Source organism: Kordia algicida OT-1 (genome assembly GCF_000154725.1).
GTDB classification, from domain to species: Bacteria; Bacteroidota; Bacteroidia; order Flavobacteriales; family Flavobacteriaceae; genus Kordia; species Kordia algicida.
In genome coordinates this window covers 1,256,833-1,279,397 of sequence record NZ_DS544873.1, presented here as the reverse complement: position 1 = coordinate 1,279,397, position 22,565 = coordinate 1,256,833, and the positions used below count along the sequence as shown (strand labels likewise).

15 protein-coding genes are annotated in these 22,565 nt (G+C 34.0%); 2 read left to right on the top strand and 13 right to left on the bottom strand.

The annotated features are described in order from the left end of the window. Positions 1–39: 39 nt before the first annotated feature. The 12 genes from KAOT1_RS23310 to KAOT1_RS05335 all read right to left on the bottom strand — a co-directional run bounded on the left by KAOT1_RS23310 (position 40) and on the right by KAOT1_RS05335 (position 20,055). Positions 40–4,149 carry an immunoglobulin-like domain-containing protein gene (locus KAOT1_RS23310; RefSeq protein WP_007093718.1) on the bottom strand — a complete coding sequence of 1,370 codons (4,110 nt, stop codon included), beginning with the start codon at positions 4,147–4,149 and terminating at the stop codon, positions 40–42. A 390-nt stretch (positions 4,150–4,539) separates the two neighbouring features. After that, positions 4,540–6,234 (bottom strand): patatin-like phospholipase family protein, encoded by a 1,695-nt coding sequence (locus tag KAOT1_RS05385; protein WP_007093717.1) that lies wholly within the window; start codon positions 6,232–6,234, stop codon positions 4,540–4,542. Between the two features lie 178 nt (positions 6,235–6,412). Then, positions 6,413–8,527 carry a flavin monoamine oxidase family protein gene (locus KAOT1_RS05380; protein ID WP_007093716.1) on the bottom strand — a complete coding sequence of 705 codons (2,115 nt, stop codon included), beginning with the start codon at positions 8,525–8,527 and terminating at the stop codon, positions 6,413–6,415. Between the two features lie 188 nt (positions 8,528–8,715). Then, complete coding sequence (locus KAOT1_RS05375; RefSeq protein WP_007093715.1) at positions 8,716–9,456, bottom strand: hypothetical protein; 741 nt, start codon at positions 9,454–9,456, stop codon at positions 8,716–8,718. Between the two features lie 159 nt (positions 9,457–9,615). Further along, the gene (locus tag KAOT1_RS21875; RefSeq protein ID WP_007093714.1) at positions 9,616–10,569 is read right to left on the bottom strand and encodes a GIY-YIG nuclease family protein; all 954 of its coding nucleotides are present in this window, start codon (positions 10,567–10,569) and stop codon (positions 9,616–9,618) included. Between the two features lie 355 nt (positions 10,570–10,924). Continuing rightward, the gene (locus KAOT1_RS05365) at positions 10,925–13,126 is read right to left on the bottom strand and encodes a TonB-dependent receptor (RefSeq protein ID WP_007093713.1); all 2,202 of its coding nucleotides are present in this window, start codon (positions 13,124–13,126) and stop codon (positions 10,925–10,927) included. Between the two features lie 115 nt (positions 13,127–13,241). Beyond that, positions 13,242–13,577 carry a hypothetical protein gene (locus tag KAOT1_RS05360; protein WP_007093712.1) on the bottom strand — a complete coding sequence of 112 codons (336 nt, stop codon included), beginning with the start codon at positions 13,575–13,577 and terminating at the stop codon, positions 13,242–13,244. A gap of 56 nt (positions 13,578–13,633) precedes the next feature. Then, complete coding sequence (locus tag KAOT1_RS21870) at positions 13,634–16,750, bottom strand: ATP-binding protein (RefSeq protein WP_007093711.1); 3,117 nt, start codon at positions 16,748–16,750, stop codon at positions 13,634–13,636. A gap of 216 nt (positions 16,751–16,966) precedes the next feature. Further along, positions 16,967–17,299, bottom strand: coding sequence for a hypothetical protein (locus KAOT1_RS05350; protein ID WP_007093710.1), 333 nt, complete (start codon positions 17,297–17,299; stop codon positions 16,967–16,969). 152 nt (positions 17,300–17,451) lie between these two features. Beyond that, positions 17,452–17,655, bottom strand: coding sequence for a hypothetical protein (locus KAOT1_RS05345; RefSeq protein WP_007093709.1), 204 nt, complete (start codon positions 17,653–17,655; stop codon positions 17,452–17,454). A gap of 189 nt (positions 17,656–17,844) precedes the next feature. Continuing rightward, a complete protein-coding gene (locus KAOT1_RS05340; protein ID WP_007093708.1) occupies positions 17,845–18,720 on the bottom strand; it encodes a sugar phosphate isomerase/epimerase family protein in 876 nt (291 codons plus the stop codon). A 21-nt stretch (positions 18,721–18,741) separates the two neighbouring features. Further along, positions 18,742–20,055 carry a DEAD/DEAH box helicase gene (locus tag KAOT1_RS05335; protein WP_007093707.1) on the bottom strand — a complete coding sequence of 438 codons (1,314 nt, stop codon included), beginning with the start codon at positions 20,053–20,055 and terminating at the stop codon, positions 18,742–18,744. A 178-nt stretch (positions 20,056–20,233) separates the two neighbouring features. Here KAOT1_RS05335 and KAOT1_RS22750 point away from each other — a divergent pair, with 178 nt between their 5' ends. Continuing rightward, positions 20,234–20,401, top strand: coding sequence for a hypothetical protein (locus KAOT1_RS22750; protein ID WP_007093706.1), 168 nt, complete (start codon positions 20,234–20,236; stop codon positions 20,399–20,401). Positions 20,402–20,444: 43 nt separating this feature from the next. On the opposite strand, the gene KAOT1_RS05330 is transcribed toward KAOT1_RS22750, so the two are convergent. Further along, positions 20,445–21,362, bottom strand: coding sequence for an SMP-30/gluconolactonase/LRE family protein (locus tag KAOT1_RS05330; RefSeq protein ID WP_007093705.1), 918 nt, complete (start codon positions 21,360–21,362; stop codon positions 20,445–20,447). A gap of 122 nt (positions 21,363–21,484) precedes the next feature. On the opposite strand from KAOT1_RS05330, the gene KAOT1_RS05325 reads away from it, so the two are divergent. Further along, on the top strand, positions 21,485–22,561 hold the full coding sequence (locus tag KAOT1_RS05325) for an adenylate/guanylate cyclase domain-containing protein (RefSeq protein ID WP_007093704.1): 1,077 nt from the start codon (positions 21,485–21,487) through the stop codon (positions 22,559–22,561). Positions 22,562–22,565: the final 4 nt, after the last annotated feature.

The following is a 22,565-nucleotide window of genomic DNA, read 5'->3' as shown; positions in this document are numbered from 1 at the left end:
GCGTATCGGGCTTTTTTATAGTTAATAACCGTTTGAAAATTACTGTTTCATAAATTTCTTTGTCATGGTATAAGTTCCATCAAATATTTCAATGAAATATATGCCAGAACGAAGTTTTCCAACTTGTATTTGATGACTCGCTGTTCCACTGTTGATAACTTGTCCGTACAGATTTAATATTCTGTAAGTCGTTACAGATCCGTGTGCAAGTTTGATGTTTAAAACATTTCTACGCACAGGATTCGGGAATATTGTTACTGTATTTGAGTTTGAGAAATTAGGTTCTTCAACAGCTACATTGTCTTTTTTTGTTTGTGTCGTTTCTTGACGAGCTGTTAGTGTTGTGTTTAAAGACACATTATCAATTGCAACATCTGCTTGCCAAGTTCCGCCAGTAACTCTATTGAAACGCAATTGCACACTTCCACCAACATATTGTGAAATGTCTAGATTTACATTGTTCCACTGATTTCCTTTATTTCCTGATTCAGTCCAAATGGTTGTCCACGATAATCCGTTGTCATTACTAGCTTCTAAAGCAATAGTTCCCATATCATTAGAACCAAACATGTGATAACTAAAGCTGAAATCGGCAGAAGCTTCATTAGTTAAGTCATAACACGGCGAATTGATAATAGCTTGTTTGTTAGGATATCCTGTTCCGTTTCCAGAAGCTTCTACAAATATGTAAGAACTACCAGCCGCAGCACTTGATGGACCTGTATTGTTTGAAGGTGTTGCATTTGCAGTTACTGTCCAATTGATATCATCTGCGCTAGCTTGTGTCCAGTCGCCTATCGTATTTTCATAGCTTTGTGCGTATGGATAACTTCCAATTCCGCCAGCACAGCCATCTACGGTAATTTCTTCGTCAATTAAACTAATATTGTCTATAGCAATATCTGCTTGCCAAGTACTTCCTGTAATTCTATTGAAACGTAATTGCACATTTTTTCCTGTATATGCCGAAATATTGATGTTTGCGGTTTGCCAAGCATTTCCTTGATTTCCTGCTTTTGTCCAGATAGATGTCCAAGTTGCGCCATTGTCTTCGCTGATTTCCACATCTAAAGTTCCCATATCGGTTCCAAACATGTGGTAGTTAAAACTAAATGTAGCTTCAGTTAGGTTTCGCAAATCAAAACATGGAGAATTTAAAATTGCTTGTTTGTCTGGATATCCTGTTCCGTTTCCAGAAGCTTCTACGAATAGATAGAAATTGCCTTCGTTGGCACTTTCTGGACCAGTTCCGTTGGATGGCGTTCCTCCACTATTGATTGACCAATCGATATCATCTGAAACATCTTGCGACCAAGCTCCTAGCGTATTTTCAAAGCTTTCTGTGTAAGGAAACGTGTCAATTCCGTTTTCACATCCAATGTTTACTTCTTCAACGATTACCGTACGTGTCACTTCCGCCGCAGCGTTTCCAGCCGCATCAGTGACATTGTAACGAATTAAGTATGTTCCTACCGTAGAAGTATCAACCGTTCCACTAATGCTGATGTTTTGCGTGATATCTCCATCAATATTGTCTGTTGCTGTAGCACCTTGTTCTATATAAGAGTCACCAATATTTAGGTTGATGATTGCGTTTCCGTTTAAGGTAATAATAGGAATTGTCGTATCTGCCAATATGTTTACCGTACGCGTTACTTCTGCAGCAGCGTTTCCAGCCGCATCAGTTACATTGTAACGAATGAAATATGTTCCTGCTGTAGAAGTATTAACCATTCCGCTAATGCTGATGTTTTGCGTGATGTCTCCATCAACATTGTCCGTTGCTGTAGCGCCTTGTTCTATGTAAGAGTCACCAATATTTAAGTTGATTGTCGCGTTTCCGTTGAGTGTTATTACAGGCGCAGTTTCGTCTACTGGCGTAATTACATTTACCGTTCTAGTAACTTCATCAGCTTCGTTTCCTGCGGTATCTCTAACATTGTAGCGAATGATGTATGTTCCTTCTACGGAAGTATTGACAGTTCCTGTAGTTTCAATGAGGTTTGTTAGGTCTCCATCAATATTATCAAATGCCGTTGCGCCAGCATCCGTGTAGGTATCGTTTAAGAATATGTTTACAGGGTTTTCTCCAAGTAGCGTAATGACAGGTTTTAACGTATCTGGCGTTGGTGATATAATGTTTACTGTATAGTCTTCTACTTCACCATAGTTAAATGTTTCACATGGTTGTGGAATTGCGTTGTATTTCATAGAAACACGCATTCTTGTCACACCATTTGGAACTGATGTTGGAACTGTAAATGTTCCGCTTACAGGTGTTTGTTGTGTACCTCCTTGCGTCCAGACTTGTTCTCCTGAATCAGAGAAATCTCCATCCTGATTGTAATCAATCCAAACAGCATATGCTTCGTTGTAAACTGTTCCTGTCCATGTTGGCGTTACTGTAATGATATATTGTCCGTTTTTGACAAGGTCTGTAGAAATGTTGGTAAAGTTTGAATAAAATTGTGCATCAGAGGAATTGTCAATGTCTTCTAGTTGTACCCTACTGATAAATTCGTCATTTACGCTTGTACTTGCCGAGTTACAGTAGTTTAACTGTACATTATCTTCTGTGGTAATGCTTACTTCGTTGCTTGGTGCAGATTCGTTTCCTGCGGCATCGATGGCAGTTATTCTATATGTGTAATTTGTATTTGGCGCTAATCCTGTGACCACATAGTTTGTCACTTGTGTGATGGATTCGCGAAGTGTGCCATTTTCATAGATATTATATCCTACTACGTCTACATTGTCTGTGGAAGTTCCCCAAGATAAATCTGTCGTTGTTTGGGTTGTATTGACAGCCATTAGACTTGTTGGTGCTGTTGGCGGTTCAGTGTCTTGCGAGATATCTGTCACAATCGTGATTGTTTGTGTACTAGAAAAGTATCCGCAAGTTCCTGTAGTATACGTTACTACGTAATCGCCAGGTGTTGAGTTTGAAGTGTTTATTTCTCCCGTATCTGGATTGATTGCCAATCCTGCTGGTGCGGAAAATATTCCGTTGGGAACTCCAGTAATTATTGGCGTAGGATTTGGTCCGTTGATAGCATACGTACTTGCCATGAATCCGAATGTAGCATAATCGTTGTAGTGTGTATCAATGAAATTTAGAACAACTGCAGCATAATCTTTGGCAAAAGGAACCAAGGTTTGTGGTCTGCTATCATATACTTGACCGTTGTAAGTTCCTAAGTCACGAACACGTCTGTTTACTTCTGTCATGATTCCGTCAATGTTTCCAGATCCGCCAGTTCCGTCGCTAGTTCCATTTCCAGATCCATGTCTGCGATTGTTGTAGAAATCACCATCAAAGTATGCGTTTCCGTTTGGACGAGTATCATCACAAGTTCCGCCACCATTGTTTGTTGCGCTTGGCACTGTTCTGTATCCGCTTGTACTTCCGCAACCTGGATATCCTAAACTTGCGTAAAATGTTCCATCAGCATCTTGAAACATTTGTCCTAAACTGTTGTTGCCACGAATTAATTCTTCATGTGTAAGATTGTTTAAGTTGTTGTTTACTAGATTTCTGATGGTTGATTTGTTGATGATTCCTGCACTGTTGAGATTGGCAGTGTTTAATTCAGAAGCTGTGATATTGTAACCTGCTTCAATTCTTGGTACTGCGTGACTTTGTCCGTGTAAATCGATGTACAGTCCTTTTCCCCAATTTGCTTCAACAGAAGCACTTGCCTGATCGATAAAGCCGTGAAACGCATTCCAATGTGCTCTAGCATTTGTATTGCCACAAGTTGCTTCGTTTACTTCTCTGTTTGGATCTAATTTTGATCTGTGTAAGTTGTTGATGATGACATGCGCGTAACAACCAGTGAGTTCAAAGATTTCTTTTTGAATTTCACGTACTAAGATGTCTGTATTGTCATCTCTTTCGTTGGTTCCGCAGTTTCTGTCTGGTAAGGAACTGTCATTGTCAGGATAAAAGATGCCACCAATGGTTTGCCCAGATTGTTTTACTCCTCCATGTGGCGCAGAAATAATGATGGGTAAGTTTCCGGGAATGTACTCAATGTAGTTGCGTGTGTCTCCTGTAGTTTGTTCGTAAAAGATGGATACTCCTGGAGTTTGTGCTTGTAGATAAGACGCAAATAAGCATAGCACAATTAAGTGTAAAAGTTTTTTCATAGTTTTTTTGATAATTTAGGTTAAGTTCAAGAGACTATTTTGGGACAAATAATCTATTAAAACAGTTTTGAATAATTGAATAAACATTCAGGGTAAAATGTTTATTTCTGAGGCTATTTTCAATACTATTATAAAACTAGGTGCATTTGAAATGATATTTAGACAATTTAGTCCACTGCACACAAAACACCGTTTAAATGTATTGTTTCATCGATGAAATACAAAATTAGAGATTATAATCTTTAAAAATTCAGTAATTAACCTTATACTTTTTAAGGTATTAACGTACAAAAAAGTCTTTCGGCAGACGAATTTATTGTTATTGATTTGAAGAAATTAAAAAAAAGACGCCTTTTTAAGTTAAAGACGTCTATTATGAGAAAGTATGTATTATTTTTTTAGTGCTTCTACTAGAAATAGTGGATTTTCATTGAATTGTTTCCAATCTTTTTGTAGTGCATCATGTAGCGCATCAATAGCAATTAACTCCTCATCAGCCAGTTTGATGCGTTTGTTCTTTTTTAGTTTTAAAATGTAATCCATCAATTTGTAGCAAGAAGTAAATTGTCCGCAAGCAATTAATGCGTCCATTCGATCTAATCGAATATCAGTTTCGTCCCACCAAAGTGTAGTAGGCATTTCGGAAGCAATCAGTCCTACGCTTGTGAGCAATTTGCTTGGCGCTGGATTAATGTTTTTATTAAAACTGAATGACTTGCTGTATACAGTTTTTTCACCATTTAGCTCATACACCGTTGATGTAATAATTTTATGCCTTAAATCAGGATCAGAATAGAGCAATTTGTAATTAAGTCTACGAATTTGCTTTAAAAAGATATCATTTACCATAATTACTGTTGACGAAACTCGTTCCGTAAGCATACGCTGAATGAGACCAACACTGAGTTTGCTAAAACTTAAGACATCATCTACTAATGGCGGCGGAACATTTTTGGTAAATAACGATTTTACCGAACGAATGAGAAAACCTTTGGCAACTCCTGCTACGAGTCCTAAAACCGTTGCTAATAGTCCGAATCCTGTAATAATTCCTCCAATAATATATAAAGCTGGCCATGCTTTACCTTTGAAGATTTCCATGGAATTGAGTACCATCAACAGAATTCCCACTAATAAAATGAGAAGATATAATGGTTTTACAGAAAAGTAGTTTAATAGTTTAAAAATCGTACTTTTGATGCTTGCACTTTCATCTTTCTTTTTGGCTTCTGGCTTCCAAGGATTCATTTTAAAACTTCCTACATCATTGACAACAATTAAATCTAGTTCTCTGTTGAGTTCGTCATCACGTTTTCGGGCGGCACTAATATTCATCATACTTCCAATTCCTTGATTGTCCGCAATTCCTCCATCCATAATTCCTACGCCATCTGAAAAATCCTTTAAACTTTTAACTGATTTGTATGCTGGAGATTGTTGATTTTTTATGTAATCGTCAGGAAATACTAAGGGTTCAAAACCTAAAGGAAAACACGAAGATGACGCTGCAATGTCTCCAAGTTGTAATTGCCCTTCTAATTCATTAAGAAGTTTATTATTTAGTGCTTTGTTTCCAAATAATCCGCAGTTTTGAAAGCGGAATGCTAAACCGAACGAAAATTCTGTTGAGTTGAAACAAACATATTTTAGGTTTGATAGTTTTTCTTTATCCAAAAACATGTTGAAATTTCCTTTGTAAACTTCCATATCGGCATATGTTAACGCAAATGCATTGATGAGCGAGCGTTTTTTATGCGGATTTTTCTTCCATATTTCATCATCACCTAACTTTGCGATTGCAGTTTCTAATAATTTATCATTTGCCGGTTCAAATTTGTCATACATTTTTTTAAAAAATGTCTGGAAATTAAATCCTTTTTGTTGTGATGCCTTTGAGAATGGAACACCAAATAATGTTCCACCACTTACCGTACTAATGGCTTCTACATTTTCTAGTAATGATTTTTCTTTGTATTGAATTTTATCGTAATAGGAAACAACGCCTAGCGAAAAGAAAGTTGCTCGGTAACCGCCGCCACTAAAGCACAATCCGATACTTTTGAATGGAATAAAATCTTCGTTCATAATGATGTAATATGGTGTTAATTATGGTTCGTTTTGTTTTAATTGGCTATCAAGCAATTTGGGGAAGTCTCTCAAATATAATGATTTACCTTTGTAAAACCCAAAAGGAAAGCTTCAAAAGCTTCCCTTTATTGAATTGACTACTTAGTTGTTAGTGTGTAGTTGATAATTTTAGATTTTATTTTTTAGATTTTACAGCAACATCTGGTGCAGATAATTGTCCCCAAGTTGCTTGCATTTTTACAATGTATTTGGTCGCTTGCATTTTTTCTAAAATGTTTTTTACAGAATTGTATGCGGAATCTAATGCACCCACAATCCAACCGTGATGTACCGAACAACATTCGCCAGCAATGTTTAAAGTGCCTTCAAATTCAGGCGTCAATAGTGTTGGATATAAATTTTTAAATTGCCCTGGATTGAATAATGCAAAAGCGCCACCGCCTGCATGTTGATCCCAAAACCATGTTTTTGTCGTGGTTCCATCGTCATACCCTGCAAAATGTTCGTAGATGTCTATTTCTGGATACATGAATTGAATTCCCTTGAGACATTCGTTTACGCGTTCTTCATCGGTCAATGCGCCCATTCGTTCTGCATCTTGTGCCCACGAATAAATTTGTAAAACTCCTTTTTCTGCATCGTAACCGTATGAAGGATAAACTACTTGGCGATTGGAACGATCGCTGGCAGAAACACCTAAACCTGTTTCATATTGGCGTTCTCCGATGTCTTTCCAGAATTGTTTGTTGAATGTGATAAATGCTTTAAATGCTGGCATATAATTACATTCGCGAATGGCACGTGTTTTTGCAAACGATAAATCTTCAAAGAAGTTGTTATATTTTTGACCGTTTAAGTATGCTCCATTTGGCAACGTACTGATGACATATGCGTATTCTTTATGGATCGTTTCCGTTTTTCCATCAGCGTTTGTGCGTTCTAATTCCAAACGCATTCCGCCATTATTATCAAATAAACTTGCATCGTGTCGTGCTTGCGTAACTTTATGCTTCATAAAGACACGCTTTTTTTCTTTTGGTGTTTCTGGCGTTGTGTTTGCGCTTCCTTTTGGATCTGCTGGTGGCACAGAACTTGGCGGTTCAGCGTCTTTCGTTAGGTTTGGTGGTGAATATCCGTATTCGTTATTTTGTCCTTTTATCATTCCGATGAGCACTTGTGCCAAATGTCCATCATCTGCAGTAATTCCGTTTTCGAGATTTAAAACGGTTCTGCAAGCATCAGGAAAGTGCTGCATTCCTTTGTCCATCGTAATCATATAGATATTCGGATCTGATGGATCGTAGGAGTTTTTACTTCCATCCCAATCGTACACCGCAATGACCATTTCTACGAAAGAAACACTATACATTCCTGTTCCAACATTTACCGTTTCCAAGTAACTCGCAATGTTATACGATAAGTTTTCACATGGCGCGCCCATTTTTGGATCGTAGTATTCTTCTAAATCAGCAAGCGTAAATACATTCGTTAGATATGCCCACATGGAATAGTTGTCATAACGCATCAATTTAGCAAAACCTGTTTCAAATGATTTGTCGATCGCCTCTAAAAAAGGTCCGTTTACTTTGTCGAGAATGACATTGATTGGCAAGTATTTGTTTCCGTGTCGATCTGTTTTTTCCGTAACCCAAACTGCTGGTAAATCGCCACCTTTGTTTTCGCCAAAGTTTAGCGAATTGAGACTTGCATCTTTTGCTAATATTGGATCTTTCATGTTGTTGTATCGCAAACGCTGATAGTCTGAGTTGTAATAGAATTTTCGCCAACGCAACATTTTGTCGGTCATTCCGTTGCGTTCTAGTACGTAGTTTAGCGATAATGCCAAGTGTTGTACGGGCAACATATCGTCAGAGAATTGCGGAATACGCATGCCTCCTACTTCACCGTATAATCCTTTGTTTTCCTTACTTTCTGGATCGTATTCTGTGGAATACCAGGTGTCAATTCGTCCGCCAACACGATCAGAAGCTTCAAATATTTCAAATTCGATACCTAGCGATTGCAAAATGAGTCCTGCGTACAAACCTGCAAATCCGCCACCAATAATTCCGACGAGTGGTTTTTTGTCGTCGTCAGTTTCTATAATTTGCTTTTTCAGCAATCCGATATTTTCGTCTGGTTTGCGTTGTTTGCGAAGTGTTTCTTTGTAATCGTCTCCGTAGTTTTCGATAATCCAATCAGAGAATGCTCTACGAACCGAGCTTTTTTTGGTGTGTCTTTTGCCTTCTCCAGCAGATTTATTTCCTGGATGAAATGATAAATAACTCATGTATTTGGTTTTGAGGTTAGTATATCAGTGTATTACTGATTGTCTCAAAGTTAACAAACTCAAAAGATATGGGCAATAGGCGTTTTTACGGGGTTTTGTTAGATGGTTAGATTTTTAGACTTCTTAGATTGTTTTTAGAAGAAAGGTGCTTTTGGAAGTGCTGAGTGTGTCTTAGTTGTACGCTGTAATTATTTTGTTTTTGTAGCTTTATAACCTGCGCTCGTCAAATCTCCGTCTTTGTCAAATAATATCATATTCAGGTTTTTATCAATTCGATAGAATTCTCCATATTTATTTCCTTTGACGTAATAATCAGAGCCTTTTTTGTTTAGGTTTTCTGTTTTAAAATCATTTAGTCTTACGCCTACAAATTCATTATTTTTTTTATAAATTTCATATCTGTAACTTTCATTTACAATGGAATTTACAATTGTCCATTTACCAAACAATTCATAATCCTTTTTTAATTGATCGTAATCTGCGTTTTCAGAATAACTCTGCTTTTCATCGGTAATTGGTTTATCTGAAATTGTTTCACTAAATATTTTATTTAAATTTTTCGTGACTTCCGTTTCTTTTCCTTTTGAGTTGGCATAAGTCATTCCTAATTGCTCTAATTCTCCCATTAAAACACCTTTTTTTAGCAATAATTTCGAATCTGGTTTTTGCTTAAATTCCCTAACATTTTCAAGCCATTCATTATATTTTCCGCCTTTTCCGAATCCGAATTTTTTAAAATCAGCATCGTTTTTGAATTCGTTCAATTCTCTGTACAAACTTTTAAATTTGGCAAATGCTTTTTCGATTTTTTCGGTTTCGCCAATCTTTTGGGGTTTTTCGATTTTGGTTGGATCTTCTTTCTTTGTTTCCGTTTTACAAGCAGCAAATGTGATTATAGTAACTACTGCGAATAGTAATATCCTGTTCATTGATTATGTTTTTTTGTATTGTAGCTAACGATCTCGGTTATGAACAATTCTGTGGTTTAGCACGGACTTGCAAGTACATAATAAGCTGAAAATTCTTTTAAAAGTTTCAGAGTAAGCCTGTAACAACAATTGTTTATAACCATTATTCTTTATAGTTTTTTACGGTATTTCAAACATACTTTTCCTTTCTTCTGGCGAATGCAATAAAAACTTTTTGTAATGATAATGAGACTTCTCAACAGCTTCAGAATACATTTTGCAATTTATCATTTCTGTCGTATGCATTTCTATCCCTACAGAATTAATATCTAATTCATAACATTCTGAATAGGTTTTATGAGCTGGATTTGGAAAAGTATTTTTATAAATTTTATTATATGGTGGTTGAAAATATTTAATTAATGACGCTTCTGTAAAATTAATTTTCTGTTGTTCATTAATTCCTTCCCAGTTAAGTCGATTGTAAACGTGCATCATTCTCATTTTATCTTCTTCGAGTTCTTCTTTCGTGAATTTGGTTCTGCCGTCCATCATCATCACATTTATTTGATTGAATGAGGCTAAAGCTAACCAAATTTCGCTATCCGGATTGTTGGAAATTGCTTCTGCATAAATTCCTTGAAGTGTAGAATGTTCTTTTAGTCGGTCAGGTGCAGTTCTCGCTCCATCTACTCCATAAGATTGTCCAATGTATAGAACATCCATATCTAAAAATGATGAGTCAAAATTCAGTTCATACATTTGAACGAATGGTGAGACTTTTGCATCACACCAGACACCTTTGTCAGTAATAACTTTAAATTTACTATATGGATATTCCGATTCTAATTTCGCATCTGTGGTGCCTAAATTATTATAAAAATTGAGTTGGTGTTCTTTAACTTTATCTGGATAATGAATTCGTAGTTTAAGTGAAATACTTTTATCGTCGATTTTAAAAAATCCTGGGTCAATCGTAAGTCTTGGTCTTTTACACACGAAATACAAATGGCACGGACTATATTCGTCGAAATAGTTTTGTTGATTCACGTATTCCAATTCTGATTGTTGCAAAATCATCATTTTATGAAGATTCATATTAATTGCAAATTCAGTTGGTAGTCTTTTAGCCATAAGTCTGTTTTAAATTATAGAGAACATACGCATAACAGAATTCCCGTTCTCATACGAACTTCAATAAATAAAAAGCCAATTTAACACCAACTTCCCATTATTTTCCATAAATGTAAAACAAAGATGACACATGCACAATGTGGTTTTCCGTAAAAAAGTAAAATTTTAAATCAATTATGAATTTGGGATGATATTTTTACCAAAAAACCGTTAGTACGATCGTACTAACGGTTTTTAATGTCTATAAAGATTGAAGAATGTAAGCAAGAAAATTGTGGATTCCGTATCAAATGCGGAATGACAAACTAACAATCTAACAATCTAGCAATCTAGCAATCTAAGCAAGTCTAAACGATCAATCGTCATCATGATGTTCACTGTGGTTTCCAAACGGTTTGATAATGATTCCTACACTGAGAATAAAACCATCGGTTGGCGCATAGATTTCTGGGAATGTCGGATTTTCGTGCGGTGGTGCCACTAATGGCGAGAAACGACTTTGCCTACGGTCGGTAAAGTTTTCGAAATTCGCGTAAATGCCGCCCCAATCGAAGTTACGCATGCCTAAGAATCCCATAGATACAAAATCTCTCGTTTTTGTTTCGTTGGAAAGGAATTGCGAACCCGTATAATACGTTTCATACCCAAAACGCCATTTGCTCGTTTCGTACATAATCACACTTCCACCGTTGTGTTTTGCGGTTAATGGTTTTTGCGGATTTCCAGGTAAGTAATTCAATGTTGCATCAATCAATGCATAGTTTAGAAACCATTTGAAATGTCCGTACGAGAATTTGATATTTGTTTCTGCACCTTTACTCAGAATGATTCCATCAGCATTTTCATATTGAAAGAAGTTATCATCGTTTAGATTTAGAAGTAATCCGTTATCAATCGCAGTTAAATAAAACAATTGATTTATAGAAAATCCAATCGTATCATCAAAAAGTCTGGTTTTGTAGTTAAAATCAAGGTTTAAACCGTAAGAACGTTCCGCCTTGAGCGAATTCTGATCGATTCCTAAGACATTTTCAAAATTGATAAATTCGGCTTCTTCCGTAAAAATATCAGGTGTTTTATAACCCAATCCGCCACCTAATCGACTCGAAAATCCTGAATCATTTTTATAAAGTAAAGAAACTCTCGGTAATACAAATATTCCCCAACCTTTGGCAAAATCAGTTCTTAATCCTGTTTCTAAAATCCAATTTTCAGAGAAGTCAAACGTAGAGTTTACAAAAGCGCCAAAGGTTAAATCGTTTTGATCGCGTCGCAAAGCTGCACTTTCATCTTCGTTAAAGTTTGTCGTGTATAAATTGGCTCCTAATGTCCAATCATTTTTACCATAATTGTGCTGTAAAGTCACTTCACTAAAGGAATTTAACTGTTTTCCTTTGAATTGCATGTCTGGCACATTGAGTTCACGATCGAAGAAAGAAAAACTATTTTTCATGGTAAATACGCGGACAGAATCAAGTTTTGTCGTATATACTGCCTGACTGCTAATTCGTTTGGAAATGTTTTCTTCTGTATATTGATGAATTCCGTTTTCGCCATTTTCAATTTTCTCGACATCGCCACCAATTCGATCGTCATAACTACCGTTTAATCCAATCCAAAAAGTAGTGTCTTCTGATGGATAATAGTAAAATTTCGGATTGAACGCTACAGAAGTCGTTTCTGGCAAATTACTGAATCCATCATCTTCCGGATCGTACACTTTTTGATAGTTTCCAGAAGCATATAAACTGACACCATATTTTTCATTTCGCTTGCTATAGAAGACATTTGCAGTACTTCCCAACGCATGTGTTTGCGTAAACATGATGTCTAATTCAGGTTCGTAATCGGGCGTTTTTGACACTAAATTGACCAAACCTGCAATGGCGCCACCACCGTAAAGTGTAGACGAACTTCCTTTGATAATTTCAAATTGATGTAAGTCTAATGGTGGAATTTGCATAATGCTCAATCCGCTAGAAAATCCGCCGTAGAGCGGAAAACCATCACGTAATAGTTGTGTATAACGTCCGTCCAAACCTTGAATTCGAATGTTTTGATTTCCGCTACTTAGTGAGGTTTGTTGCATTTGAATTCCAGTACTTTCGCGCAATACCATAGAGATATTGGTAGGATTCATCATGTTTTTTTCGCCTAATTCTTCTCCGCCAATGACTTCAATTCGCGTTGGAATTCTACGAATGTCTCTCGAACTACGTGTGGCTTCAATCACAACAGTGTTTAATTCGCCTTTTGCTTCTTCCATATAGAAAATAAGTTCCGTTGGCGATGGCAGAATGATAGTTGTTTCAATCGTTTTGAATCCCACATACGAAATCATGAGTTTGTGACTTCCGTTGGGAATTTCTGAGAATGTCGCAATTCCTTCAGTATTGGTAATTGCGCCTTTTTCTAAGCCTTCAAACAATACTGTTGCGCCCAATAATGGCGTTTTTTCGTGTTCTGTAAAGACTTTTATTTTAATATCATTGTTTTGTGCGTTTATGCTTCCGCAGATGATACATAGGAGCATAAAACTCCAAATACGTATGTGCATAGTTTTTGTGTTTTGTTGTTGTTTTGGTTCGAGTGATGAATCTAGATTGCTTCACTTTTGAAGTCTAGATTAAAACTCAGCACCTTTTAAGTTTGTTATTTTATATTTTGTCTAACTAACTTACAACTTGCGGCGGTTGCCAAATGGCGAATAGCATATCGAATCGGTAGTGAGATTCGTAATGCGTATTTATTTTTGTAGAGATTGAATTTTTGGATTGTAAGATGAAAATTGGCGGTTCTTGATGTACAACTAATGTTCCGCAACAGTTGCAAACACAAAGCATTGCGCAAGAATCATCTGAATCATTTTCATGATTTTTTCCGTGTTCTTGATGATTTTCGGAGCAAATTTCAGTTTCGGTTTCATCATCGGAACAGAATCCATCAGCGCATGGTTTTAACGCCAAGGCTAAAATTAGAATTCCGAGTATGAAACTGATGTTTTTCATTTGTTTTACAAATATAGGAGAAATGTAATTTAGTACAAGAAAATCAATTATTGGTTTTACTTTTTATCTGGTTTAGGAACAACCATTTCATCAACAATATTAGAAATAATATCTAATTCATTCCAATTCTCCTTCCATTTATCCATAAAATCAACATCCGTTGATTTAGGTTTTTTGTTATCGGCTAGTTTATTGACTTTTAATATTGTTGGCATTGGAATAGATGAACCTAATACGAGTGCTTCTCTACTTTCCAATCCTGATAAGTTATCTGAAATGGAATTTATAGAATCAGGCATTAATTTTTTAATATAATTTTGATCTGTTGGATTAGTTAGGCGCATTACAACAAATGAATTACATTGTGAAAAAATAGTTTCTGAAATTTCGGAAGGTCTTTGACTAATTATCATAGCTGATATACCGTATTTTCTTCCTTCTTTAGCAATTCTCTCAATAGATTCTTTAACTGCTCTATATTTTACCTCACTGTGTTTAGGTATGTAATTATGAGCTTCTTCATAAACTAATAATATAGGATTCTCGATTTCTTGTGATGTATGAATTTTTTTTGAGTAGTACATAAAGTTAAACATTAGCCTACTAACAAGAGAAACAGCAACACTAAGTACATCAAATGAGATTCCACTTAAATCAATTACAGTTACATTAGACGTATTTTTATCATCCTTAAATCCTAGAAATTGTTTTATAATATTTGGTAACTGTTCAGTATTATTGGTTTCTCCTTTTTTTATAATAAAGTCTAATCTATTATCACTTTTTCTAGATTCCAATCTAGAAATAAAACGGTCAAACTGGTCATTAAACCCTCCATATTTTGATACTTTTGCATCAAATTCTTTATGCTTAGAGTTTCCTGTAGAGTTTTCAAAATTTATTCTTTCCCAAAGCTTATTCTCATCATACTCTATTGGAGTTAATGCTGGTAGTACAGCAAAATATATATTACCATCTTTATAATAAACTGTTAAATTGTTTATATTTTTTATATAATTAATAACTTCATTTAAACTAAAATATGCTGGCGTATCAAAGTCAATTTTTTTATGAGGATTATGTTTAATTTTATTTAAAACTATTGCATTTTTTAATTGATGATATTGATTATGATGATTACTTTCATTACTGTCAATAAATAAATCTGTTAATTCTTCTCCATTCAATAACCAATATGGTAATTTAAGTTTATCAACCGAGAGGTAATTACATGCAGGAAATGCCTCTTTATATTCTCCATGTAAATCGAAAATTAAAACTCTTGCATTATTTTTTTGTTTGGCTTCTTTTTGCTTATCTGTTTGTTTTATTGCTGAATGTAATATTTGTGCTACGGTACAAGATTTACCTGATCCTGAAGAACCTACAAGAGCAATATGTTTATTAAAAAAATTATTTCCTTCCAAAGTTATATCTACTTCATCATCATAAGATAAAGTTCCAAAACTAAAAGTGAATTCATTTTCATTGTTAGCATTTCTTGAGAAAATATCTTTTAATAATGCAGTATCAGCAATTGAAACATCATTTGGTGGTATTGTTATTTCCTGTCCTCCTCTTTTAAATTCATTATCTTTCAAATATCCCATTGGTTGAATATCTAAAATGAAAGAAGGTTCTTTTCTTTCTATTGTTTCATTCTCAATATCATTTATATCTTTAATTTTATAACTTTGTAACATTCCGATAATTGCATTGTTACTATCATCAGTAATCTTAACAAAACTACCTAAAGAAAACGTTTCATTTTTATCTTTGAAAGTATTTGGTTTTGTAACTTCTACTAAAATTGAGTTTGGCTGAATCCCAACAATTCTCAGGTAATCATTTCCAGATATTGCTTCTTCAAAAATTTGATTTATATCTGCTAATGTTTTTATATTATTATCTTGTTCGATTACTGAAATTATGAATGGAACTCTCCTATCAGTACTAAGCTTAAAGAAGTCTTGATGATTTTTATTTGAAAAAAATAATACAGATTCTATATTTTTTATTTCATCCTGCTTTTCTTTGAATATGTCAAAAGTTGTAAACTTTATATCGTAAGCAGTTTTAGATATTCTATCGTTTTGATTAGTGTTTATAACTGGATCTCTATTAAACAGTTCTTTTTTAAACTTTGATATATGCCCTTTTCCCCAAGGTACAATTCCATTTAAATTCAGGTTACTTTTGTGTTCAGAAAACTCTGTTTCATCACACTCTAAAACGATTGTCCAAACTTTACTTTTTGTGGAAAATGTTTTTCCTATTTGAAAATATTCATTAATTATATTTTTTGTTAAATCCTCAAAACTAACATCACTTTTTTCAGTTAAAAATTCTTTACCTATAAATAGGAACTTATATTTATTTGATGATAAGAACCTTTCTTTTTTAAGTTTCCACTTTACATACTCTAAATACTGTTTTTTACCTCTTAAATGTGCATACCATTTGTTAAATAGAAACTTTTTATTATCAATTGAATTTATAAAATCCTTTTTAGTTATTTGTCTATCTTCCAAAGAATCTTTAGTGGCTAATTTAAAAATGATTTTTAAAGCATTATTATAATAGTACTCTGCTTCTCTGTTACTACAATTATTGAAGTTTGTTTTTATAAGATTTATTACATCTTTTCCCTGTTGATCGATATCACTTGCATCTATATCAATTTCTAAATTGGAAATAAACTTCTTTAAGAAATCATCATCTAGTCCTAATTCAGAATGAATTGAATAACTTACTTTTTGTTTAGTTTTTTTATCTTTTCTTTTACCACTTAAAAAACTATTTTTTAAGAATTCGAGTTCACTAATCTTAAGTTTTTTGTTGTCTAATTTATCAGCTAGCTTTTCTTGCCCTTCTTTAAAATGTGCATACAAAACTAGTTTTAGATTTTCTAATCCATTATCCGTTGCCTTTTTATACTCTTGAAGTAATGCTTGAATAGGTTCTTTAATTTTAGAAGGATCATATTGTATTTTAGAATGGTACTTACATTGAATAAAAGTCATACTCCCATTAAGATTTTCAATATCAATATCTTCAATACCTTCTATTTTAACTCTATTCGTATTATCTATTTGATTTAAAATTTCTAGAATTGTTTTGTCAAATTGATAATAGTAACCTGCGATGGTACTTTCTGCACTTCTTTTAGCCATTATATTATTTTTTATAAAGATAAATATTACATATCTATTAATTCCTACGGAAAACCATAATCCCGTAAATATTTTTATTAATTTAATACTATTAATAAACTTTATATTTGAAAAAACTTTAATTATATGGAACCAATTACTTTTGAAAAATCGCGGGTGGTAAGTTTTAGTGATGCTGTATTTTCTATTGCGATAATGCTGCTTGTCTAAAAATAATTAATCCATTCCAGGAAAACTGGTTACAAATTTCACTTTAATATCTGCAAAACTTTCCGCTACGTAGACTTTTAAATCTTCTCCATATTCCACAACTTGCCATTCGCCACAATCATCTGCAAAATTTTCTACCAATTTCACTTTGATGTCGGGGAAACTGTTGACAATTTTTATTTTTACATCTGCATTGCTAGCACTTTCCACAAAACGTATTTTTCCGTAGAGTTTTTTTCCTTCAAACTCGCAATCATCTTCTGCTATTTTTAGTGTTGAAGCAGAAATACAAAATGTAGTTGTGATGATAATTAATAAGAATTGAAGAATCGGTTTCATAATGAATTGATTTACTTAGATGATACTGTAGAAAAGAAAAATATAAAACTAGACTTTTGTTTTTAATTAACGTCAAATGTATATGATTTCATAATTATAAACACAAAAAGCAAACCGAAGTTTGCTTTTTGTATGTAAATGATTGAATGTTTTTAACAAAGATCAAAATCTGATAAAGTAACTGGTCCATCATCATCTGGATTTGGAATTGGATCTGGAGCAGGATTATTGATTGGAGGCAATATCGGACAAGCGTCACCACCAAGTGTAATTCCACCACCTTTTACTGTTTGTTGGTTTAAATTTGAGATTGATTTTTTGTTTAGTTTTAACGAAATTCGATTCAATTTCTTCATCAATAGTATGTTTTGTAGTTAATAATGATTCAAAAGAATGCATTAAAAATCACAGAAAAAAAGAATGGAATTGACGGTTTATAAACTGTCAATAAACCAATAGAATTTATATGAAAAGTCTTAATTTTCTCTGAGAAAGTTCGCTGAATGTAAAAAAACTAGCATGATTTTTTTGTTTCTGTTGAAAGATTAATTTACGTTATGCTGAGCGTTTAATTGTTTTAATCCTTCTATGTTTCTTTCTAAGACAATTTTGACATCTTCCGTTTTTATGTGACCTAAAATTCCCCAAGGACCATTGTAACCTTCATCAATAAGCATTTTGACCATTTCAAATTCATGATCGCCTTTACCAATGGCTAAGATTTGCGGACCTTCTTTTTTTATACCATTGAGATTCACAAATGATAGATGCGGTTTTATCTTTTTTACAATGTTTTGAAACTGATCGACATATTCATGTGCATGATGAAAATTATATACCATTGTAATGGATGGATCGTTTAGTTTTTCTAAGATTTTGAGTTGATTGTAAGGATTTCCAAACCATCCATGATGATTGTATAACGCGAGTTTACAACCCATTTTATCTACTTTTGTTTTGACAAAATTTATCATTTCAGTTGCTCTCTTTATAGACGCTTCTTCCGTTAAATTTTCAAAAAAATTATCACTAAAACTTACCCAAACTACTGGTTTTTGCTTTACTTCGCTCAGGTTTTGTAATAATTCTTGGTTTGCAGGACTCAATTTCCCAATGCTGTCTCGTTTGGCATTTAACCATAAAAATACAGAAGTTATTTCAATATTATTTTGTTCAGCAAGCTGGAATTCTTCTTTCATTTTACTAAAATCTCCTTTGCCTTTGTTGAATCCGTATTTTTTTAATCCGAGTTCTTTTAACAAGCTTATTCTTTGTTCAGGAGTTCTGTCTGCTGCATCAAAACCTAAAATACACCAAGGAGATACTTCTTCTACTTCAATAAGTTGTTTGTCCGTTTTTTGACATGCGACATTTAGTCCAAATATGAATAGTACAATGGTATATTTTACAAATTTTTTCATGTTCTTTATTTTAAATTTAAGTTATATACGAGAAACTCTTACTTTTTTCTTTTTTAAACGTGTATTGTTCGTTTTTTGAATGACTTCTTTTACTTTATCAGCTTTTACCGCAACAAAGGCACAATCACTTTTGAGTTCAATAATGCCCAATTCGTCTTTATTCAAGTTTCCTTGTTTCATGAATAAACCTGCAATATCTCCTTTGGAAATTTTGTCTTTTCTTCCGCCAGAAATAAAGAGTGTTTTCCAACCAGAAGCTTTCGGTCTTGCACTAGAAACTACTTCTTCCACCACTTCAACGTCTGAGATAAAATCTGGAACTGTTTCGTGTTCCCATTGCAATACAAAGGCTGTTCCTTCGGCATGCATACGTGCAGTACGACCATTACGATGTGTGAATTCTTGCGATTTTAATGGCAATTGGTAGTGAATGATAAATTTGATTTCAGGAACATCAATTCCACGCGCAGCCAAATCGGTTGCAATGATGAGTTGATGCGTTCCGTTTCGGAATTTGATGAGTGCGCGTTCTCTTTCTTTTTGCTCCATTCCGCCATAAAAACAACCATGTGGAATGCCATTATTATTCAGAAAATCACTTACATATTGAATTGTATTTTTGAAATTGCAAAAGATAATTCCTGGCTGATTTGCCACTAAGGAAATCGTATTTAGTAAGGTATCAAGCTTGTCTTTTGTGGGCGATAAGATACGTTTTACTTGAAGTTTGGCTATTTTTTCGCCTAGATAGTTAATGGTTAATGGATTTTTCATTCCCACAAATTGCGGAATGTCCATATCTTTTGTTGCCGATGTGAGCACGCGTTTTTCAATATGTGGCAAAAGCGAAACGATGTCTTTCATTTCATCTTCAAAACCAACTTCTAAGGATTTGTCAAATTCATCCAACACTAAGGTTTTGATTTCTCTCGTTGAAAAAGTTTCTCTACGCAAATGATCTGCGATTCTTCCAGGCGTACCAACTAAGATGGCAGGGCGATGTTTTAAATCGACTTTGTCTTTTGAAAAATTACGTCCACCATACACTTCATTGACCTTGAAGCCTGTTCCCATTTGGCGTGTAACTTGTGCTATTTGAATTGCCAATTCTCGCGAAGGCGCTAAAATAATGACTTGTACTTCTTCGTTAGTTGGATCAAGTTCTGCAATAATTGGCAATAAAAACGCCAAAGTTTTTCCCGTTCCTGTTGGAGATAACAGTATGGTATTTGGATGCGAACTGATTGATAATTTCGCTTCTTCTTGCATTTCATTGAGCTTCTCTATACCCAATTTTGCTAAGATATCACGTTGATTTTTAATATTTTTTGACATTTGGCAAAAGTACAGCTATTTGTATGAATTAAAAGATTAAATAATTTAAAGATTGCAGGATTTAAATTTTTTTGTCAAAATATTGTTAAAAATCATTGACTTTACGTTAAATAAGGTATTCCCGTAAATCGCTACGTCATTATTTTTGTATTTTGATTTGAATCAAAAAGTTAAAATCATGAAAAAACAACAAATCAAATCACTCAGTTTAGAGAAATCAGTTATTTCAAAATTAAATTCAGAAAAAGCCAAAGGTGGAGGAGTTTCTGGTGCATGTACTTCTAGTGTGAATCTTCATGAATGCTATTTTGCTTGTCCAGAGTCTGTATATACACCTTGCGGATAATTATAGAGAATTTTAAAATTTTAAAGAAACAGAGTCTGAAAAGTTATTTTTCAGACTCTTGAAGTTTATATATTAATAGCTGATTTTGTCTATTCATCGGTAATGCCAAGAGTTTTTTCTCAGGAATGTATAAAATATCACCAACGCTTATTCCCACCGTTAAAACATCTTCTACTGCTCCATTGTTATTGATTTTCATAATTTTTCCCGTTCGCCAAGAAGAAATGATAAAATTGTCTTTGTCATAGATTTGTACGCCATCTAAATTTCCCAAAGTATCTTTTGAAACCTTTGTAATTTCTTTCGTTTCCATGTTTACTTTTAAGAAATTCCCGCTTTGTTTTTTCTTTCCGTCAGGTCCAACCATATTTCCCCAAGCACTTACGTACATGTTATTTTCGACTTTTAAAAGACCATTTGGATGCTCTAATGCTTCAGAATTTAACCATTCTGAGAAGGTTCCATCAGTTTTTAGTGCGTAAATGGAAGAATTGAACGTGTCCGAAACATACACAGTTCCATCGTGAGCAATCGCAACATCATTTAAAAATTTTATTCCTTCCAATGTGTGTTTTTTGATGATTTCGCCCGTATTGATATCAGCTTCAACTAATTCAGTAACATCGCTCACGTATAATTTATCATCAGTAATCGCTATTCCTTTCGGATCGTTCAAACCTTTTACAAACATTGTATCAATCACTTTTCCTTCTAGAGAAACTGTAGCAACACTTCCATCGCCAGCCTCTCTGTTCCCAATTAATGAAGCGTATAAAATATTTTTATTTTCATCATACACAATAGATTCACAATGAGTTAATCCGTTTACCTCATGTAGTAGTTTAGATTTTAAAACAATTGCTTTCTGTTCTTCTTTTGGCACTTTTTCGGCATCTTTCTTTTCACTTTTACAAGCGAATATCAGCATGGATAATACTATAATTTTCAGGAAAGCTTTCATAATTTTTATGTTGATTGTTGCAGACAATGTACAATTTATATTTCAGAATTTATTTTAAAAAATACATATTCAAAATACATATTTGTACTGAATTTATCGAGACTTTTAGTATTTTGCAAACTATGAAACGCACCTTGCAACAATACTTATTATTCACGTTACGATCTATTATTTTTTGGGTATTTGCCTTTGGCTTTATGATTGTTGTCCGTTATTTTGGTGTTTTTGAGGAAAAAGGTGTGAGTATTCTTCCAAAGTATCAATTGCCTTTGCAAAATTTATTGATGTACGTGAGTATTTCTGCGATTCCGTTTGGAATTTTTTATGCTTTTATTGAGTTTTTATTTGATCGGTATTTGGCAAAAAATTTAGCTTTAGGCATTATCATTTTCTCAAAAAACTTCATTTATCTCGTTACACTGATTTTTTTGGTCAGTTTTGTGGTAGAATATACAGGGTATATGCTCGATGTTTCTATTTATGAAGAACGCGGATGGTGGCGAACGAATAAAACATTTTGGTCTATTATGTTTTTCTTTGTTGTAGCTTCGCTGGTATTTTCGTTTATAAAAATTGCGAATGAAAAATTTGGTCGCGGTGTTTTTGTGAAAATGTTGCTAGGAAAGTACCGAAAACCACAAGAAGAAAAACGAATTTTTATGTTTCTCGATTTAAAGGCATCTACGACGATTGCTGAGAATTTGGGACATTATACGTATAGTCAGTTGATTCAAGATTGTTTTTATGATTTGAATACAATTGTACAAAAATACGATGCCGAAATTTACCAATATGTTGGTGATGAAGCTGTGTTGAGTTGGACGTATAAACGCGGCATAAAACGGAATAATGCAGTTGCTTTGTATTTTGGTTTTAAAGAAAAAATAGCGTCTCGAAGTGCGTATTATCAGGAGAAATACGGTTTGGTTCCAGAGTTTAAAGCTGGTGTTCATGGCGGAAAATTGATGGTAACCGAAGTAGGAAGCGTTAAGAAAGAAATTGCATATCACGGAGATGTGATTAATACAACCGCGCGGATTCAATCGGAATGCAATAACTACAGTGCAAATATGTTGATTTCTGAATCGTTATTGAAAGAAATGCAGCTTCCTGAAGATTATGTTACAAAAAATATTGATGATTTGTTACTTCGCGGAAAAGCAAAAGCCATCAATATTTTCAGTATTTCAAAGGAATAACTTT

What these genes read in the sequence shown, in the direction of transcription:
- KAOT1_RS23310 (WP_007093718.1), bottom strand. Translation starts at nt 4,149, where the DNA reads ATGAAAAAACTTTTACACTTAATTGTGCTATGCTTATTTGCGTCTTAT.
- KAOT1_RS21875 (WP_007093714.1), bottom strand. Translation starts at nt 10,569, where the DNA reads ATGGCTAAAAGACTACCAACTGAATTTGCAATTAATATGAATCTTCAT.
- KAOT1_RS05350 (WP_007093710.1), bottom strand. Translation starts at nt 17,299, where the DNA reads ATGAAACCGATTCTTCAATTCTTATTAATTATCATCACAACTACATTT.
- KAOT1_RS05375 (WP_007093715.1), bottom strand. Translation starts at nt 9,456, where the DNA reads ATGAACAGGATATTACTATTCGCAGTAGTTACTATAATCACATTTGCT.
- KAOT1_RS22750 (WP_007093706.1), top strand. Translation starts at nt 20,234, where the DNA reads ATGAAAAAACAACAAATCAAATCACTCAGTTTAGAGAAATCAGTTATT.
- KAOT1_RS05360 (WP_007093712.1), bottom strand. Translation starts at nt 13,577, where the DNA reads ATGAAAAACATCAGTTTCATACTCGGAATTCTAATTTTAGCCTTGGCG.
- KAOT1_RS05325 (WP_007093704.1), top strand. Translation starts at nt 21,485, where the DNA reads ATGAAACGCACCTTGCAACAATACTTATTATTCACGTTACGATCTATT.
- KAOT1_RS05345 (WP_007093709.1), bottom strand. Translation starts at nt 17,655, where the DNA reads ATGAAGAAATTGAATCGAATTTCGTTAAAACTAAACAAAAAATCAATC.
- KAOT1_RS21870 (WP_007093711.1), bottom strand. Translation starts at nt 16,750, where the DNA reads ATGGCTAAAAGAAGTGCAGAAAGTACCATCGCAGGTTACTATTATCAA.
- KAOT1_RS05330 (WP_007093705.1), bottom strand. Translation starts at nt 21,362, where the DNA reads ATGAAAGCTTTCCTGAAAATTATAGTATTATCCATGCTGATATTCGCT.
- KAOT1_RS05335 (WP_007093707.1), bottom strand. Translation starts at nt 20,055, where the DNA reads ATGTCAAAAAATATTAAAAATCAACGTGATATCTTAGCAAAATTGGGT.
- KAOT1_RS05340 (WP_007093708.1), bottom strand. Translation starts at nt 18,720, where the DNA reads ATGAAAAAATTTGTAAAATATACCATTGTACTATTCATATTTGGACTA.
- KAOT1_RS05385 (WP_007093717.1), bottom strand. Translation starts at nt 6,234, where the DNA reads ATGAACGAAGATTTTATTCCATTCAAAAGTATCGGATTGTGCTTTAGT.
- KAOT1_RS05365 (WP_007093713.1), bottom strand. Translation starts at nt 13,126, where the DNA reads ATGCACATACGTATTTGGAGTTTTATGCTCCTATGTATCATCTGCGGA.
- KAOT1_RS05380 (WP_007093716.1), bottom strand. Translation starts at nt 8,527, where the DNA reads ATGAGTTATTTATCATTTCATCCAGGAAATAAATCTGCTGGAGAAGGC.